The following is a 17,428-nucleotide window of genomic DNA, read 5'->3' as shown; positions in this document are numbered from 1 at the left end:
CGGTGCCGCATGGAATTGTGTTGTGTCACAAATGGTGCCGCGACGCATTGCCTATCCGCATCCAGGCCAGTAAAGTGCCGCCATGATGGCGGCGGGGTCGACGGAGAACGTGCCCGCCGCCCTGCGCGAAAACAGCGCCGTCCCCCGGTACAAAGGCGACGCCCGCGAGGAGGCGCGGCTCCTCCGCAAGGTCGTGGCCATGTGCGGCCGGCTCGCCGCCCTGACGTCACAGGACGTCGACCTCGCCGGCGTGGTCGGCGTGCTCTCCGAGGGGGTGGGCGCGGAGGTGGCCCTGCTCGACCGCACCTTGGAGGTGCTCGCCTGGGCCGGGGGAAGCGATCCGGCCGGCGTGCTGGGCAAGCTGCGTGACAACGCCGGCCCCTCCGGGCCGTACACCGTGCTCGCCGCCGCGGCCCGCAACCGGCGCGCGCTCACCGTCCCGGTGCTGACCGGCGCGGAGGAGTCGATAATCGTCGCTCCGATCTCGGTCGGCACGGACGTCGCCGGCCACCTGCTCGTGGTGGGTGGCCGCGATCACGATCTGACGGAGGACACGCGGTTGCTGGTGACCGAGCACGCCGCCGTGGTGTGCGGCGTTGTGCTCGGCCGCGACCTGGTGGTGGCCGCCGCCGCCGGGCGGGCCCGCCAGGAGTTGTTCGAGGGCCTGCTCCAGCCGCGTGACCGGGAGGACGGCGAGGTCGACCGGTGGGCACGGCACCTCGGCTTCGACCCCAACCGTCCCTACCACGTGCTGGCCGTCGCGCTCGTCCGCGACCAGCCGGTGTCCGCGCTCGCCGCCGTGGAGACCCTGCTCGCCCGGCTCGCGCACGGCGCCATCGTGGCCGGCCGTCCCGGCGAGGTGGTCGGCATCGTGCCGGTGAAGGCCGCCGGCGCGGCGGGCACGGCCGAGGCCCGTGCACTCGCCGCCACCTGCGCGAGCAGGATCGCCGAGCGGCGCATCGGCGTGGCCGCGGTCGGCGTGGGCAACCCTTGCCACACCGCGAGCGGCATCGCCAGGTCCTACGCCGAGGCCAGCCGTGCGCTCGCGGCCACCCTGCGGAACGGCGAGTCCGGTGGCGTCACCGCCTTCGCCGACCTCGGCATCCATCGGCTGCTGCTGCGCGTGCCCGACGTCGGCGACCTGCGGGAGTTCGCCGAAGAGGTGCTCGGTGTACTGATCGAGGAGGAGGAGTCCACCGGCATGGACTACCTGGCCACGCTGTCCGTCTACTTCCACGAGAACGCCAGCCCGCGCCGCGCCGCCCAGCGGCTGCACGTGCACCCCAACACGGTGAGCTACCGCATCCGGCGCATCGAGGAGATCACCTGCCTCTCCTTCGATGTGCACCGCGACCGCCTCATGGCCGAGGTCGCGGTCGAGATTCTCGTCGGGCTCGGGAGGGTGTGATGGACCTCCGGCACGCCCTTGAGCACGATGTCCTGGTCTGCGACGGCGCCATGGGCACGATGCTGCACTCGGCCGGTAACTCGCTCGACCAGGCCCTGCCCGCTCTCAACCTGACCGACCCCGCACTGGTGCGTACCGTGCACGACAGCTACGTCGACGCCGGGGTGGACGTCATCCAGACCAACACCTTCGGGGCGAGCCGGCTGCGGCTGTCGGCGTACGGCTTCGGCGAGCAGGTCGCGGAGATCAACCAGGCCGGCGTCCGCCTGGCCAGGGACGCCGTACGGGCCGCGCCGCACGTGCTGGTCGCCGGGTCGGTGTCGCCGGCCGTCGGCGTGCAACAGCGGCGCAGGGTGAGCGGCGCCGAGCGCGCGCACGCGCTGCGCGAGCAGATCGGCGCGCTGGCCACGGCGGGCGTGGACCTGATGCTGCTGGAGACGTTCGGCTACGTCGACGAACTGGTCGAGGCGGTGCAGGTCGCGGTCGAACTGTGCGACCTCCCGGTCATCGCCCAGGCCACGTTCGCCGGCGTCGGGCACACCCTCAGCGGCCACACGCCGCGCGACCTCGTACGCGCGCTGGCGGGAGCACCGATCGCCGCGCTCGGCCTCAACTGCACGCTGGGGCCGCAACGCTCGCTCGCCGTCCTGCGCGAACTGCGCGAGCACACCGGCCTGCCACTCACCGTGCAACCGAACGCGGGGCTGCCCCGCCGTGTCTCCTCGGCCCGCTTCGAGTACGACGTCGACGCCGAGTACTTCACCGGCTACATCCGCCGTCTGCTCGACGCCGGCGCGCGGATCGTCGGCGGCTGCTGTGGCACCACTCCGGCCCAACTCGCCTCGGCCGCGCAGGCCGCCAAGGGGCACCGGCAGCGCACGGAGACGCGCACGGCCCTGGTCGTGGCACCGCGGCCGCCGGCGCCACGACCGCCCGCGCCGGCAGACCCGGGCTCGTTCGCCGAGCCCGGCCAGTTCATCGTCGAGCTCGCGTCCCCGCCGAGCGGCGGAGTCGAGGAGTGCCTCGACGTCGCCCGCCAGCTCGTCGACGGCGGGATCCGGCAGATCTCGGTGGTCTCCTCTCCTGGCGTCACGGCCCAGGTGAACCCGGTCGATCTGGCCCTGCACCTGCACCTGAAGCTCGGCATCGACACTCTGGCCGGCGTCACCACCTGGGACCGGACCATCATGGCGCTGCAGGCCGACCTGCTGGGGGCGCACACGCTCGGCCTTCGCCGGGTCGTCTGCGAGACCGGCAGCCCTCCGCTGCTCGGCGACTACCCGCACGTCGACGGCGTCTGGCAAGTCGATTCGCTCGGCCTCATCGAACTGCTCGCCGGGCTCAACGATGGCGAGGACTACTACGGCCTGCCGCTGCCGGCTCAGACCGAGTTCGAGATCGGCGCCCGGGTCAACCCCGGCAGCCGCGACCCCGAGGCCGAGGCGTCCAAGGCCGCCAGGAAGATCGAGGCCGGCGCGCGGTTCCTGGCAACCTGCCCGGTATATGACCCGGCCGACCTGCGGCGTCTCCTGGACCTCATCGCCGCTCGTGTCAGCGGCCAGGACGTACCGGTGCTGGCGACCGTGCGACCCCTAACCGGGTTCCCCGAGGCCGAGCTGCTCGCCCACGAGGTTCCCGACGTGCGGATCCCGGCCCGCACGCTCAACGCGCTGCGCGACGCCGGCGACGTACACGAAGTGGGCCTGGAACTCGCCCGCGAGCTGGTATCCCAGGTCAAGGACATGGTCTACGGCATCGTCCTGTTGCCCACTGCCAACCCGGTGGCCACTGTCCACGGCATCCTCGCCGCCACCTGATCACCGCGGGTGTGCCGGCGGGTTCGCCGACATGGCGCGTCGAAGGCCAGCCGGAGGAGATTCAGGCGGTGCCGCCGAGAGCCGCGCCGATGAGCGGTGACTGCGAGGGGAACCCGGCCCTTGTGTTTCAGCCCCTCGCCAGGGGCGGCAGGCCGTAGATGTCCAGGGTGGTCTCGCCGTTCCCGAGGCGCGCGAAGATCTCCCGCTCCGCCGCCTCCCGAACGTCGGACGCGGCCAGCACCTCGGCGGCGCGGTCTCGCGGCACCACCACGACCCCGTCCGAGTCGCCGAGCACGAGGTCGCCCGGGTCGACGTCGACGGGCCCGCCAGCGGTGCCGAATCGCAGCCGGCACCCCTGCGCCTGCGCCAGCGAAGGGTCCTTCGTCGTGCCGCCCACGCTCAGGCCGCGCGCGAACACCGGCCATCCGGCCGCGCCGATGGCCTCGGCATCGCGCACGCAGCCGTCGATGACCAGCCCGGCGAGGCCGCGGGCCATCGCGGCGCGCACCATGACCTCGCCGACGTAGCCGGCCTCGAAGTAGCCGCCGGTCTGGCACACCACGACGGCGCCGGGCGGGGCCAGGGCGAAGGCGTGGTGCAGCGAGAGGTTGTCCCGCTGCCCGCACAGTACGGTGTACGCCGGGCCGCACAAGGTCGTCCCCGCTGCCCCCACCAGCCGGATGGCGGCCGGCAGCGCGCCGATCTTGCCGCCAGCCTCGTGCGCGGTCGCCGTGGGCACGAACCGCCAGTCCCGCTCTGGCTCAGACATCGAGCACCAGCTTCTTGCTCAGCGCCCGGGAGCAGCAGATCATCATCGTGTTCCCCGTTTCCCTCTCCCCCTCGGTGAGCAGGGAGTCTCGATGGTCCGGAATCCCCTCCAGGACGGCCGTCTCGCAGGTGCCGCAGATGCCCTCCCGGCACGAGCTGGGCACGTTCACGCCTGCCGCCTCCAACGACTCCAGGATCGTGCTGCCGGGGTCGACCCGGACCGTGGTGCCCGACCGGCCGCACACGACCTCGATGGTCCGCTCACCCGTCTCCGCGGTCCTGGCGGCCGGGACCGGTCGGAACCGCTCGATGTGCAGGGGGCCGAACCCGTATGCGCGGGCGCGCTCACCGACCGCCGCCATCAGCGGCTCCGGCCCACAGCAGTACACCGCGGTCCGTTCCGGATCGTGCCGGGCGAGCGCCTGGTCGAGGTCGAGCTGGCCTGCCTCGTCCTGCGGACTGACCCGCACCCGCCCGCCGTAGGGGCGCAGCCGGTCGAGAAACGCCATCGACGCGCGGCGGCGGCCGCCGTACAGCAGCTCCCATTCCGCGCCGGCGGCCGTCGCCGCCGCCAGCATCGGCAACATCGGAGTGATCCCGATCCCGCCCGCGACGAACAAGTATCGCGGCGAGGACACGAGCGGAAAGTTGTTCCGCGGCTCCGACACCTGGACCATGTCGCCGGGGCGCAGGCTGTGGTGAACGTACCGGGTGCATCCTCTGCTCGGGTCCTCCAGCAGGACGCCCAGCCGGTACACCGCGCGGACGCCCGGGTCGCCGCACAGCGAGAACTGCCGCGGGAGCGACCCCGGAACGGTCAGGTCGATGTGGGCGCCCGGCGACCACGGCGGCAGCTCCCCGCCGTCCGGGTCACACAGCACCAGCGAGAGCACGCCCTCAGCCTCGTAGGCCATGGAGCGCACGCGCAGCCGCATCCTCAGCTCCCTCCTGGCCAGAAGGGCTGGCTCAGGCCCGCTGACACGGCTCGGCCTCGCGCTTGCGCTCACCGGGATAGACCAGGTCGCGCACCCGGTAGCCGGTGGCCGACAGGCAGTCGTCCGCGACGCCGCGCATGACGTCCTTGGGCGCGAGGCACTCCTCGCACGCCTCGTCGCGGGGGATCACCTCGACGTCCACGGAGGCGGCGTCCACGACCGTGGCGTGCATGACGTAGTCCTGACCGATCATGCGCTGCAAACGGCTCATCGCCTCGGACAGGGAGTTCGCGTGCGCACTGGTGGTCATCTGGGTCACTTCTCCAGGTTCGGCGCGATCGCGCGGGTGACGGGGATACTGCTGGGATGGCTGGGGATGAGCGTGGCGTGGGTGGGCTCCGGGCCGCCGACGACGACCACGAACAGATGCGAGGGGTCCTTGACCGTGTAGACCAGCCCGTCATGCTGCACGAACTCGTACGGCGGGTCGGGCAGGGCCGAGCGCGGGAAGCGCTCGATCGGCAGCGTCGACCGCTTCCAGATCTCGGTCGCGACATCGGCCTTGGACATGCCCGCGCCGGCGAGCACGCGCGCGTGCCCGGGGGTGATCAGGACGGCGACGGTGCCACGGCCCATGACGACGTTCGGGTTGCCCATGAAGGCGAGCCCGTCGGCGAGCAGGCTGATCATGGCGTCGGCGTCCTGGCGCGGCGTGAGCAGATTCATGCTGCCGGTCGCCCCGAGCAGGGTGACCGCGCTCCCGGCCGGGTCCACGCCGCGGTCGACGTGCAGCGGCGCCCACGGCGAGCCCTGCTCGTTCTCCGCGAAGCAGAAGGAGAACCGGCCGGGCTGGCCCATGATGGACTTTGAGACGCTGCCGGGCACGCCGCCGCCGATGTTGGTGATCAGCAGGCGCAGCGTGCGGCCGATGGCGGCGTTGGCCCGCCACCCGTGGCCCAGGGCGCCGCGGCCCGCGTTGATCTCGGCCGCGCTCCGGACCGGCCCGTTGACGATCACCATGGGGGTGGACGGCCCGGTGGTCGTGGCGATGCCGTTGAGGTTGAACTCCGGCTCGCAGGCGGCGCGCACCATCGCGACGAGGATCGGCATCAGCTCCGGCACGGCGCCCGCCATGACGGCGTTGACGGCCAGCGCCTCATAAGTGACTCCGAAACCGGTGGGCGGCATCATGGCGATGACCTCGCCCGGGTCCACGTCGCCGAGTGCGGAGAGCAGCCGCTCGACTCTGGGCAGAGTGGGCAGCCGCACGGGCAGGCCGTCGGTCCAGCCGCGCCGGTAGAAGAACTCGTGCGCGGTGTCATCGTCGGGGTCGTCGACCGCCTCGACCGCGGCGAACCGCGAGGCGGTCACCTTGGGTAGGGCCGCCCCATCGGCATCCGCGGGAACGGTCAGCCGCTCGACGATCTCGTCCACGGCGTCGTCGACCAAATCGAGCGCCGCCTGCCGGTCCACGGTCTCCGGGTTGAGCGGCAGCAGCACCTGCGGGATGGACGACTTCTTGGCCCGGCCCACGGCGGCGGCGAGCTCGGCGAACTCGCTCGTCACGACCAGCACGGTCGGCAGCGACATGCGGGTGAGCTCGAAGGCGTCGTGGAAGCTCCACGCCGTGCATGACCCGCAGTTGGCCAGGCCCACCACGGCGGCGTCGGTTTCGCCGGCGATGCGGCGCAGCATGTCGGGGTCGGCGGCCGAGCCGTTCGGGACGATGTACTGCTCGAACGTGATGCCCTCGTAACGATCCGCGAGCAGTGTGGCGAGATGATCCACCATCGCGTGCCAGCTCGGCCAGGCGTTCTTGATCAGCGCTATGCGTTTGCCCGCCAGGTCGGGCAGCGCCCCCGGGCCCGTCGGCTCGATCGCGTCCGCCGTTGCGGGTGCGTGAGTCGGATCGAACAGCCTATGTGTCCTCACAAGTCCCTCTCTTGTGCCGCGTCCGGCGTCTGAAGATGGTGATAGCCCGTGCGAGCCCGTGCCTCGCGCAAGGTCAGGCCCTCCGCGACGTGCGCCCTGATGACGTCCTCCGCGGCGGCGATCCCGGCCGCGACGTCGTGGATCTCCGCGAGCCGGTCGGCCGGGAGGGAGAGCACGCCGTCCCGGTCGCCGATCAGGATGTCGCCGGGGTGCACGCGGATTCCGCCGATGCCGACGGGGCCGCCGATCTCCTCGGCTCTGACCCTGTCCTTGCCGGTGCGCATCCAGTTGCCCCTGGCGAAGATCGGATAGCCGATTTCGAGGCTGCGGTCGAGATCGCGGCAGACGCCGTCGATGACGGTGCCGCCGACGCCGCGGCTCGACGCCACCGTGGTGAGGATGTCCCCCCAGACCGTGGCGTCGGTCCTGCCGCGGTTGTCCAGCACGACGACATGACCTGGCGGCACGTCGTCGATGTAGTCGCCGACCGTACCGCCGGACAGGCCGTTGGGCCCGTAGCGGACGGTGAAGGCGGGTCCGGCGATCGTGCGGCCCGGGACCAGACCGGCGATGCCGGCACACTGACCGGGGATGCCGATCCGGTCGAGGGCGTCGCTCACCGTGCTGGTACCGAGCGCGAGAAGCGCCGCGGCGAGCGGGTTCGCCAGCGTGGTCATGACAACATCTCCTCGTAGTCGCGGCCCATCGCCTCGGCCACGGGCACGCCCTCGCGTACGGCGGCCGCGATCGCGGCCTCCCGTGCGACGATGGCCCGGGCGCGGGCCAGCAGGTCGGGTAGCCGATTCGCGGGCATCACGACGACACCGTTCTCGTCGGCCACCACCACATCACCAGGCCGGACGGTCACCTCGCCGATGACGATCGGCTCGCCCCATCCGGTCTCGACCAAGCGTCCCCGGGCCGTGACCGGCGTCGGGCTGAGCCCGAAGACGCCGAAGCCGAGTTCGCGGGCCTCGTCGACGTCGCGCACGGGGCCGCCGACGACGACGCCCTCGACGCCGCGGCGATGCGCGGCGAGTGAGAGGATGCCGCCCCAGCCCGCCGGCGCCGCGCCCTGGTACGGCCCGGGGTGTGCCACCACGACGACCTGGCCGGGCCCGGCGGAGTCGACCGCCGAGGTGCACAGGTGCCGGGCGGGGGTGTCACCGCCCGCGGGACCTAGCCGGACGGTGACCGCACGCCCCGCGACCGCCCGGACACCGCTCAGCCCGCGCACGCCGGGCAGGACGCCGGGCAGGCCCATGGCGTCCAGCGCGTCGGACAGCGCGCAGGTGCCGAACCCGGCCGCCGCGCGTACATCGTCGTCGCTGACGTGCGGTGCGGCCGTCACGACCCGCTCCGGACGGCATCGTCACCGTCGTCGCGGCGGAAGCGCAGGATGACGGCACCGTCCGCGCCGCTCTCGATCACCGCGCGGACCCGCATGCCGATGTGGACCTCCTCGGGCGGGACGCCGACGATGTGCGTCAGCACGCGCGGCCCCTCCTCCAGGGTCACGTAGGCGAGCACGTAGGGTCCGCTTTCACGGTACGGGCCGGTGGGCCGCCGCACGACGGTGGCGCTGTACACCACCCCGTGGCCGGACACGGCCCGCCATTCGACCTCCAGGTGGCCACCGGCGTCGGCGACGCGCGGATACCACAGCACCTCGCCGGTCGTGCGGCTGTATGGCAGCCGCAGTTCGCCATCGGCGAGCGCCTCCCAGAACGGCTCGAGTCCCGGCGTGATCGTCGCCGCCGGCACCGGCAGCATGGCTTCTCCGAGCTGGCTCACGTGTCCTCCTGACCGAGCAACAACGTGCTGCTGAAATGACGGCTGCCGATCGCCTTGCCGATCCCCTGCACGAGCGCCACCTGGACGTCGGGGAGCTGCACCGGGGCGTTAGCCTCCCCGCGCAACTGCCGGACGGCTTCGATGATCTTCACCATTCCGCCGCGCGAGTCAGGGTGGTTGTTGCACAGGCCGCCGCCGTCGGTGTTCACCGCCAGCTTCCCGACGTGCGCTCGCAGACCCCCGTCGGCCACGAATCGGCCGCCCTCCCCCTTCCCGCAGAATCCGAGGTCCTCCAGCAACATGAGGACGGTGATGGTGAACGAGTCGTAGATCGAGGCGTAGTCGACGTCGGCCGGCTTCAGCCCCGCCTCGGCGAAGGCCCGCGGGCCGGACCAGACCGCGCCGGTGAAGGTCACGTCCACAGCCGGGCCGGCGTGCTTGAACGCCTCCGCCTGGCCGAGCACCTTCACCCGATGCCGGTCGAGCCGGGCCGCCACCTCGGGGCTGACCACGACCACCGCGCCGCCTCCGTCGGTGGTGACGCAGCAGTCCAGCCGGTGCAGCGGGTCCGCGACAAGCGGGGAGTCCAGGACCTCCGCGACGGTCACCGGGTCGCGCAGAAGCGCGTGGGGGTTGTGCTTGGCGTGCTCGGACGCGGCGACCTTCACCTCGGCGAGCTGCGCCGGCGTCGTCCCGTAATCGTGCATGTGGCGCGCGGCCGCAAGGGCGTACAGGGCGACCGGCGAGGTCCCGTAGGGGATCTCGAACGGGTCCTCCGGTCCGCTCACCGCGCGGTGCGGCGGCAGCGAACGCGGCAGGCCGCCCATCGCGATGACCGCGACCTCGCAACGATTCGTCATGATGGCGGCGGTGGCGTGCCCGACGAGGCTCGGGTACGACGCGCCGCCGCTCTCGGTGTCCTCGACGTACCGCACCTCGCGCAGGCCGAGGTATTCCAGCATGGACAGGCCGCCCAGGCCGGGCTGCTCGGAGGAGCCGAACCAGCCGTCGACGTCCGACGGTCCCAGGCCGGCGTCGGCGAGCGCGCCGTGCACCACCTCGGCGAGCACCTGGGGCACCGACGATCCGGTGATTCGGCGCTCGGGGTGCTCGTAGGCGCCGACGATGTAGGCGCCGCCCCTGATACCGCTCATCGCGCGTCTCCTCGGGCGAGCCCTTCGCCGTACAGCACCGCCGCCGGATTGTCCACGACGTAGCGGCGCAGCGTCTCCGCGGTGAACCCCTCGGCCAGCAGGTCGCGCAGGGTGCGGCGCATCGTGTCGACCGGGCGCGGGCTGGTGCGCTGTCCGACGTCTGAGGCGAGCACGACGCGTCCCTCCGGTACGGCGCTCAGGTAGCGGACGAGATCACCGAGCTTGAGGTCGGTGGCGCGCAGCCCGCCCGCCTCGTCGTACAGGCCGCAGCAGAACTCCACGTACGCACCGGCCTCAGCCCACCGCCGTACCCGCTCGGGATCGGCGCCGACGATGAAGTCGGGGTGGCTGACCACGACGCGCTCGACGCCGGCCGCCCGCGCCTCCGCGAGCAGCATGTCGATCTCGGCGACGCCGAGGTGCCCGGTGTTCAGCACCGCGCCCGCAGCGGCGATCTGCTGGAGGATGTCGGTCACCTCCGGCAGCCGCCGGCCCCGGTTGTCGGCGATGGGGATCGGCGGGCCGTGCCGCAGCGACAGGCCCGCGGTGGGAAAGCCGGCCTCCTCGTGGTGGCACAGGTGGGCGTCCGAGGCGATCGTGGGAAACCACACCACCCGGCCGCCGAGGGCGAGGGCGTACTCGACCGCGTACGGGTTGAGCCCGCCGACCTGGTGGTTGAGCGCCACGCCGCCGAAGACGTCGACGGGGACGTCGGCCAGGCCCGCCTCGTCGCGCAACGCCTGAATCTCGCTGAGCATGCTGTGGTGGTGCGACTTGGCGACGATGGCGCGGTAGCCGTACCGCGCGGCGTCGGACGCCGCCTCCAGCACGCCCATGCGCCGGGGCAGCGGCGAGGGGCCCGGGTGCACGTGCAGGTCGATCGCACCGCGCAGGACCTCGTCGACCAGGGGGTCGTCGAACCGTCCCGCCTCGTCCAGCCGGTCGCGGGTGACGCCGGGCCGTAGTCCGATCGCCATCAGTGTTCCTCCTGCCCGGTACGAGCGTCTGCGGTGCGGAACGGGGCGCCGGTGCGCTCGCGTACGTAGTCGACGCCGACGCCGGGCGCGAGTTCGCTCAGCACCAAGCCGTCAGGTCCGACGTCGAAGACGGCGAGATCGGTGTAGACGCGATCCACGACGCCGCGGCCGGTCAGCGGGTACTCGCACTTTTCGACGATCTTCGGGGCGCCGGATCGGCGGTCGGTGTGCTCCATCGCGATCCAGACCCTGCGCGCCCCGTGCACCAGGTCCATCGCGCCGCCCACGCCCGGCCGGCCGCCCGGCACATGCCAGTTGGCCAGGTCGCCGGTGGCCGAGACCTGCAACGCGCCGAGGATCGCCACGCTCAGCCGGCCGCTCCTGATGAGCGCGAACGACAGCGCGGAGTCGAAGATCGCCGCGCCGGGCAGCAGGGTCGTGTAGCCCTTGCCCGCCTCGGTCAGATCGGGGTCGCGCTCCTCCGGCGGCGGGGCCGCGCCCATGCCGAGAAGCCCGTTCTCCGAGTGAAAGACCACCTGCCTGCCGCTTTCCACGTGCTCGGGTACCAGCAGCGGGATGCCGATGCCGACGTTGACGTAGTCACCGTCGGCCAGGTCGGCCGCGACCCGCGCGGCGATCTCGGTACGGCTACGCCCGACGCGGCCGGGGACGCTCATTCGGCCACCTCCGGTACCCCGATCTCCGACAGGGCCTCGACCATGCGGTCGACGAAGATGCCGGGCAGGTGAACCTCGTCCGGCGGCAACGATCCGACGGGCACCACGTTCTCTACCTCCGCGATGGTGATCTTCGCCGCCATGGCGCACAGCGGGTTGAAGTTGCGCGCGGTGAGCCGGAAGACGAGGTTGCCCATCCGATCCGCCCGGTGGGCGCGGACCAGGGCGACGTCGGGGCGCAGGGCACGCTCCAGCACGTAGGTCCGCCCGTCGAACTCGCGGGTCTCCTTCCGTGCGCAGTACTCGGTGACCTCGCCGTCCGGACCGTACGCGGCGGGGAAGGAGCCCTCGCCGAGGTCGGTGCCGACGCCGGCCTGGGTGTAGAAGGCCGGTATGCCGGCTCCGGCCGCGCGCAGCCGCTCGGCGAGCGAACCCTGGGGCACCAGTTCGAGGGTGATACGGCCGGAGCGGTACTGCTCCAGGAAGAGCGGGTGAGCGGGGAACGATCCCGTGAACCTGGCGACCCGTTCCTCGATCAGCAGCCGTGCGAGCCCGCGCTCACCGATGCCGCAATTGTTGGAGACCACGTGCACGTCGCGCACGTCCAGGTCGCACAGCGCCTCCACGAGCCCAAGCGGCGCGCCGCAGTCGCCGAATCCGCCGACGGCGATCACCGCGCCACACCGCGGCACGCCGGCGAGGGCGTCAGCCACCGACTCGCGCAATTTGTCGATCACTTCTTTCCTCCGGTTGCGAGGGGATCGGTCGGTGAGCCGTATCCCGCCCGGGCGCCACCGGCCAGGACCGCGGCCCCAGCCGCCAGCATCGAGGCGTCATTGCTCACCAGAAGAAAATCCATTCCGCGCCCCCGCAGTGCGTGCGCGCCCGCGGCGTCCGCCACGGCGGTGCCGCAGGGCACGCCGCGCCGGCGGGCCGCGGCGGCGACCCGGTCGAGCGCCGCGTCCACCGCCGGGTGGGCCGAGGTGACGCCCATCGCGACCGACAGGTCGCCACGCCCGACGAACACGGCGCTGACCCCGTCGACGGCGAGGATGTCGTCGATCTCCTCCACCGCGGAGGGATCCTCGATCATCGGGATCCGGGCCACGACCTCGTTGCCGTGCCGGATGTACTCGGCCATCCCGCCGTCGAGCATCCCCCATCCCCCGGCGCGAGAGGTGTAGCCCAACCCGCGAGTGCCGCGCGGCGGGAACAGCAGGTGGCTCATCACCTCGCGCGCCGTCGCGGCGTCCGTGACGTGCGGCACGACGATCCCGGCCGCGCCGGCGTCGAGCAGCCGCTGGGAGTCGGCGTAGGAGTGGTCGCCGACCCGGACCAACGCGGGGACGCCGGTCCCGGCGAACGCCGCGACCATGACGGCGACATCGCCGACGGAGAACGGGCTGTGCTCGTGGTCCACGATGACGAAGTCGAGATCCGCGGCGCGCAGCAGGTCGGCCACGTCCGGGTTCGCAATCTTGATGAAGGTGCCGATCGCCGGGCAGTCGCCCGCCCTGCTCAGCGCCTCGGCGAAGGCTCGCATGCGATCAGCCCTCGACCACGCCGCCGGCCCGCACAGCGCCCGCTGGCGGGAGGGGGTACTCCCCGGCGTTCAGCACCATGCCCTCGGTGAGGGCGAAGTCCAACCGCGGCGGGCAGAAGAGGTCGACCAACTGGCTGACACCGGTGCCGATCTCCTCCGTGGTGTGCACGTCGCCCGGCTGGATCACCGCGACCGACGGGGACGCGCAGACCTCGTGGTCATCCGCGGCCCAGGCGAGTTTGTTACGACCCCACGGGCGGCGCTGGTGGTGGACGAACACTCCCCGCACCGCGACCGAGCCCTGTTGGAAGTCGTCGTGGCTGTGCGGGGAGAGCTCGGTGACGCTGCGCCGCTCGACCACCGGCTTCAGCACGTTGATCATGAGCGAGCGAGTCTGCAGCACCTGCGCCCGGGTCGAAGCCCCTAGGCCGGCGAGGTCGTAGACCCGCACGCGGTATCCGCCGGTGGGCCGGGGGAAGTACACGGGCGCGGCGACCACGGCGTCGTTGTCGAGCTCCTGCCGGTAGGGGCGCAGGTCGGCGGCCTCCGCGGTGAAGAACCGCCATATGTCGCCGCTCGCGTGCGCGCGCACAGAGCTGTCGCCAGGCGGGACGACAACGACCGTGTCACGGTCGGCCGCCCCGACGCGGCGCTCGCCCTCGGCGGTGACGATGGTGGCCTCGATGCCGGGCAGGAACACGAAGTACTCGTCAGGATGATCGGCTCGGTCCAGCCGGCCGTCCGCCGTTACTGACGAGTACGCGATCACGAAGTTACGGCCGCCCGTAAACCACGTCCGCGTCCCATCGTCATCGATCTGCGTCGGCTCGGTCTCGTAGAACTTCGCATAGCCGCCGAGGGAGCCGCTCATTACGACCCGCCGTTTTTATGGATCATGTTCATAGTACGAACATTATGTTCACTTCGCGACATCGAGTGTCAAGGGATCTGGGTGCACACCCAAAAGGACATCCCCACTCTCCAAGCCCTGCGCTTGCCTACGCCTATCGAGGTCGATACAGTCAGCAGTGAACATTATGTTCACATTACGTACAGGCAGAAGTGGAGTGCTGTGATCTCACCGGAAACCATGGCAGGCCCGCCTGAACGCGCCGACATTCAGGCCGTCGACCGGGTAGGTCAGATCCTCGGCCTGTTCACCGACGACACGACACATCTGACGACCAATGGTGTCGCGATGGCGCTCGGCCTCAACCGCACGACCGCGCACCGCTATCTGACGTCGATGGCCGCCGAGGATCTGCTGCAGGTCACGACGGACCCGCCCGGGTACGGGCTGGGCAGCTTGATCCTGCGGCTCGGCGGGCTCGCCGTCGGCAGGCGCCGTGTGCTGGCGATCTCGGCTGAGCGGATGACCCGCCTCGCCGACGAGGTCGGCACCACCATCTCGTTGAGCCTGTGGACCCCCGGCGGCCCGGTCGTCTCCCGCGTGCAGGAACCGCAGGGCCGCGGGATCGTGCTGACCTACCGGGTGGGCACCGTCATGCCCTTCGACACCGCCCAGGCGGTGGTGCTCCTCGCCTTCAGGCAGGACACCGACGAGGTGGAGGAGTCCATCCGTTCCCTGCCCGAGCCGGCCCAGAGCATCACCAGGGCCAAGGTCGGCGAAGTGCGGCGGACGGGGCTGGCCACCGCGGTCAGCGAGGCCAACGGCACCTGCGGTCTCGCGGCGCCGATCTTCGACAGCACCGGCGTCTGCGCCGCTCTGGCCATCGTCGACACTATCGGCTCCATCTCCAACACCACGTTCTCCCACCGTTTGGCGCGCCTTCAGGAGGCCGCGCAGGACCTGACCGCCCGGCTCGGCGGGTCGGTCCCCGGCTGGAACCCCTGAGAGCCGGGCCCACCCCTTCGAGAGGATCAGCGTGACCCGCCGCTCGATTGTCGTGTCCGGACTGGGACACGGCTCTTCCCCCATCCCCACCGCCAGCGTCGTCGGCCAGTTGTTGGTGTCCGGCAGCGTGTCGGGCGTCGACCGGAGCACCGGGAACGTTCCGCCAGAGCTCGCCGCACAGGTGCGCAACCTGTTCGGGAATGTGCGCGCCGTCGTCGAGACGGCGGGCGGCTCCATCGACGACATCGTCAAGCTGACCTTCTTCGTGCCCGACCGGTCCGCCCGCGCGGAGATCGACCCCGTCTGGTGTGAGACGTTCCCCGACCCTGACTCCCGACCCGCCCGGCACGTCGCCGTGTACCGCGACCTCCCGGCCGGCCTGCTCCTGCAGTGCGAGGTCATCGCCCACATCGCCAAGCCCTCCGAGGACTGAACGTCATGGTCATCGACGCACACGCCCACCTGAACGCCCCCGAGGTCTTCTACGCATACAAGGCGCGCCTGCAGTCCTCCGGCGGCCACCACCGCGGCGACCCGAAGATCGGCGACGAGGCCCTCGCGGCCGCCGCGGCCCGCAACGTGGCCGCGCTCGACGAGGTCGGCACGACGATGCAGCTCATCTCCCCGCGTCCCTACCAGTTGATGAGCTCGGCCCAGCCGGGACGCATCGTGCACTGGTGGGTCGAGGCCAACAACGACCTCATTCGGCGGACGGTGGACCTGCACCCGGACCGGTTCGCCGGCGTCGCCGCCCTGCCGGTCTGCGCGGACCGCCCGATCGAGGAAGCGCTCGCGGAACTGGACCGCATCGCCGCGATGCCGCAGTTCGTGGGCGTCTGCGTCAACCCCGACCCCAGCGAGGGCGCGGGCACCACACCTCCCCTCGGCAGCGAGTACTGGTACCCCCTGTTCGAGAAGCTGGTCGCGTACGACCTGCCCGCACTGGTCCACTCCGCCGGCTGTTTCAACGAGCGGGAGACCTACAGCGAGCACTTCATCACCGAGGAGTCGATCGCGATCCTGACCGTGCTGCGGTCGAACACCTTGATCGACTTCCCGAAGCTGAAGCTGATCATCGCGCACGGCGGCGGCTCGGTGCCCTATCAGATCGGGCGCTGGCAGGCCGAGCGCCTGATGCCGAGCCTCGGCGGCTCACCCGACACCGAGCGCTTCGAGGTGTCGCTGCGTCGACTGTGGTTCGACACGGTCCTGCACAACCCGGCGTCGCTGCGCCTGCTACTGGAGACCGTCGGCCCGGACCGCTGCCTGTTCGGCACCGAACGGCCCGGCAGTGGCTCGGTCGCCGACCCCGACACCGGCCGGCACCTCGACGACATCAAGCCCATCATCGACGCGATGCCGGGACTCAGCGAAGGCGATAAGGAACTCGTGCTCGAGGGCAACGCCCGGAAGGTGTTCAGCCGCCTATCGGGCTGATCCGCCGGGCCTCCCCGCAACGGAGGAAGAAATATGGTTCAGCCCACCGCGACACAGGCCCCCACCGACTCCCGCCCATCGTTCGTCCGCAACGCCTGGTACATCGCCGCCCTGCGCTCGGAGTGCGGCGAGCAGATGCTCGCCCGCAGCATCCTCGGCGTCTCCGTGATGCTGTTCCGCACCAGGAGCGGGCGCACGGTCGCGCTACGCAACCGCTGCTCGCACCGGGGCTACCCGCTGTCTGAGGGCACGCTCGGCTCCGACGACGTCATCACCTGCGGGTACCACGGCTTTCGTTTCGATCCGGAGGGCACCTGCCTGAGCGTGCCCGGTCAGAGCGGCATCCCCGGCGGGTCCGACGTGCGGTCATTCCCGACCGCGGAGAACGGGCCGTTCGTGTGGATCTGGATGGGCGACCCCGCACTCGCCGATCCGGCCGGCATCCCGGAGGAGACCGGCTTCGGGGATCCGAACTTCCAGTTCGTGGCCGGCCACGCGCTGATCGACGGCAACCACCAGTTGATCGCGGACAACGTGCTCGATCTGTCCCACGAGTCGTTCATCCACGCCACCAAGATCGGGACACGGGAGGTCGCGGAGACCGGCATCGTCAGCGAGTCGGACGAGAAGCGGTGGCTGGTCCGGGCCTCCCGCGTGATGCGCGAGGTCGAGTGCCCGCCCACCTACCGCGAGCGCACCGGCCTGCGGTCGCCCATCGACCGCGAGCAGCACATCAACTTTTTCGTCCCGTCCCTTTACGTGCTGGACACGATGGTCGTGGCCGCCGAGTCGGTACACGACGTCGCGGCCGGACCCCGCCGCCCGTACCTCGGCAAGGTCGTCTACGGGCTGACACCGCTGTCGGCGAAGCGGACGCACTACTTCTTCGCCATCGGCCGGGATTACGCCCACGACGACCCCGAGATGGACGCAGCCGTTCACGAGGGTCAGCTCTGCCTGATCGACGAGGACGCGCACGCCGTGGCGGTCCTGCAGCGACTGGCCGACGAAGAAGGCACGACACCCGAGGTGAGCACCCGCCTGGACACGGCCGCGCTCATTGCCCGCCGGATGCTCGCCCGGCGGTTGCGTGCCGAGTCGAGCACCCGCTGATCACCGTTCACCTGGAGG

General features: G+C 71.4%; 19 protein-coding genes. 6 read left to right on the top strand and 13 right to left on the bottom strand.

Features of this window, described 5'->3' with window-relative positions:
• The first annotated feature begins 82 nt into the window (after positions 1-82).
• Both ACQEVJ_RS19785 and ACQEVJ_RS19780 read left to right on the top strand, forming a co-directional pair.
• Complete coding sequence (locus ACQEVJ_RS19785) at positions 83-1,408, top strand: PucR family transcriptional regulator (RefSeq protein WP_433103033.1); 1,326 nt, start codon at positions 83-85, stop codon at positions 1,406-1,408.
• Entirely contained in the window at positions 1,408-3,225 is a 1,818-nt protein-coding gene (locus tag ACQEVJ_RS19780; protein WP_433103031.1) for a bifunctional homocysteine S-methyltransferase/methylenetetrahydrofolate reductase, read from the top strand. Before ACQEVJ_RS19785 ends, ACQEVJ_RS19780 begins: the two co-directional genes overlap by 1 nt.
• A gap of 127 nt (positions 3,226-3,352) precedes the next feature.
• Here ACQEVJ_RS19780 and ACQEVJ_RS19775 read toward each other — a convergent pair whose 3' ends face one another.
• The 13 genes from ACQEVJ_RS19775 to ACQEVJ_RS19715 are packed head-to-tail and all read right to left on the bottom strand — an operon-like array spanning position 3,353 to position 13,876.
• On the bottom strand, positions 3,353-3,994 hold the full coding sequence (locus ACQEVJ_RS19775) for an RraA family protein (RefSeq protein ID WP_433103029.1): 642 nt from the start codon (positions 3,992-3,994) through the stop codon (positions 3,353-3,355).
• Complete coding sequence (locus ACQEVJ_RS19770; protein WP_433103027.1) at positions 3,987-4,928, bottom strand: PDR/VanB family oxidoreductase; 942 nt, start codon at positions 4,926-4,928, stop codon at positions 3,987-3,989. Before ACQEVJ_RS19770 ends, ACQEVJ_RS19775 begins: the two co-directional genes overlap by 8 nt.
• A 31-nt stretch (positions 4,929-4,959) precedes the next feature.
• On the bottom strand, positions 4,960-5,238 hold the full coding sequence (locus ACQEVJ_RS19765; protein ID WP_433103025.1) for a hypothetical protein: 279 nt from the start codon (positions 5,236-5,238) through the stop codon (positions 4,960-4,962).
• A 5-nt stretch (positions 5,239-5,243) separates the two neighbouring features.
• Entirely contained in the window at positions 5,244-6,860 is a 1,617-nt protein-coding gene (locus ACQEVJ_RS19760; protein WP_433103023.1) for a UGSC family (seleno)protein, read from the bottom strand.
• Complete coding sequence (locus ACQEVJ_RS19755; RefSeq protein ID WP_433103021.1) at positions 6,857-7,537, bottom strand: RraA family protein; 681 nt, start codon at positions 7,535-7,537, stop codon at positions 6,857-6,859. Before ACQEVJ_RS19755 ends, ACQEVJ_RS19760 begins: the two co-directional genes overlap by 4 nt.
• The gene (locus ACQEVJ_RS19750) at positions 7,534-8,211 is read right to left on the bottom strand and encodes an RraA family protein (protein ID WP_433103019.1); all 678 of its coding nucleotides are present in this window, start codon (positions 8,209-8,211) and stop codon (positions 7,534-7,536) included. Before ACQEVJ_RS19750 ends, ACQEVJ_RS19755 begins: the two co-directional genes overlap by 4 nt.
• Complete coding sequence (locus ACQEVJ_RS19745; protein ID WP_433103017.1) at positions 8,208-8,654, bottom strand: Zn-ribbon domain-containing OB-fold protein; 447 nt, start codon at positions 8,652-8,654, stop codon at positions 8,208-8,210. Before ACQEVJ_RS19745 ends, ACQEVJ_RS19750 begins: the two co-directional genes overlap by 4 nt.
• Complete coding sequence (locus ACQEVJ_RS19740) at positions 8,651-9,808, bottom strand: thiolase domain-containing protein (RefSeq protein ID WP_433103015.1); 1,158 nt, start codon at positions 9,806-9,808, stop codon at positions 8,651-8,653. Before ACQEVJ_RS19740 ends, ACQEVJ_RS19745 begins: the two co-directional genes overlap by 4 nt.
• Positions 9,805-10,785 (bottom strand): DUF6282 family protein, encoded by a 981-nt coding sequence (locus ACQEVJ_RS19735; protein WP_433103013.1) that lies wholly within the window; start codon positions 10,783-10,785, stop codon positions 9,805-9,807. Before ACQEVJ_RS19735 ends, ACQEVJ_RS19740 begins: the two co-directional genes overlap by 4 nt.
• On the bottom strand, positions 10,785-11,462 hold the full coding sequence (locus ACQEVJ_RS19730) for a 3-oxoacid CoA-transferase subunit B (protein ID WP_433103011.1): 678 nt from the start codon (positions 11,460-11,462) through the stop codon (positions 10,785-10,787). The genes ACQEVJ_RS19735 and ACQEVJ_RS19730 overlap by 1 nt, the downstream gene beginning before the upstream one ends.
• A complete protein-coding gene (locus ACQEVJ_RS19725) occupies positions 11,459-12,199 on the bottom strand; it encodes a CoA transferase subunit A (protein WP_433103009.1) in 741 nt (246 codons plus the stop codon). Before ACQEVJ_RS19725 ends, ACQEVJ_RS19730 begins: the two co-directional genes overlap by 4 nt.
• Positions 12,196-13,005: an HpcH/HpaI aldolase family protein gene (locus ACQEVJ_RS19720; protein WP_433103007.1), complete on the bottom strand. Its 810-nt coding sequence runs from the start codon at positions 13,003-13,005 to the stop codon at positions 12,196-12,198. The genes ACQEVJ_RS19725 and ACQEVJ_RS19720 overlap by 4 nt, the downstream gene beginning before the upstream one ends.
• A 4-nt stretch (positions 13,006-13,009) precedes the next feature.
• On the bottom strand, positions 13,010-13,876 hold the full coding sequence (locus tag ACQEVJ_RS19715; protein WP_433103005.1) for a hypothetical protein: 867 nt from the start codon (positions 13,874-13,876) through the stop codon (positions 13,010-13,012).
• Positions 13,877-14,095: 219 nt separating this feature from the next.
• Between ACQEVJ_RS19715 and ACQEVJ_RS19710 the strand changes: the two genes are divergently transcribed.
• The 4 genes from ACQEVJ_RS19710 to ACQEVJ_RS19695 are packed head-to-tail and all read left to right on the top strand — an operon-like array spanning position 14,096 to position 17,410.
• Entirely contained in the window at positions 14,096-14,860 is a 765-nt protein-coding gene (locus ACQEVJ_RS19710) for an IclR family transcriptional regulator (protein WP_433103003.1), read from the top strand.
• 31 nt (positions 14,861-14,891) lie between these two features.
• The gene (locus ACQEVJ_RS19705; protein WP_433103001.1) at positions 14,892-15,293 is read left to right on the top strand and encodes a RidA family protein; all 402 of its coding nucleotides are present in this window, start codon (positions 14,892-14,894) and stop codon (positions 15,291-15,293) included.
• A gap of 5 nt (positions 15,294-15,298) precedes the next feature.
• Positions 15,299-16,297 (top strand): amidohydrolase family protein, encoded by a 999-nt coding sequence (locus ACQEVJ_RS19700; RefSeq protein ID WP_433102999.1) that lies wholly within the window; start codon positions 15,299-15,301, stop codon positions 16,295-16,297.
• A 33-nt stretch (positions 16,298-16,330) separates the two neighbouring features.
• Positions 16,331-17,410, top strand: a complete 1,080-nt coding sequence (locus tag ACQEVJ_RS19695) for a Rieske 2Fe-2S domain-containing protein (RefSeq protein WP_433102997.1) — start codon at positions 16,331-16,333, stop codon at positions 17,408-17,410.
• Positions 17,411-17,428 lie beyond the last annotated feature (18 nt).

Origin of the sequence: Microbispora sp. CA-102843 (assembly GCF_050936215.1) — a bacterium.
Lineage (GTDB): Bacteria > Actinomycetota > Actinomycetes > Streptosporangiales > Streptosporangiaceae > Microbispora.
Note: the sequence above shows the minus strand (reverse complement) of the source record. Positions and strands in the feature narration are given on the sequence as shown.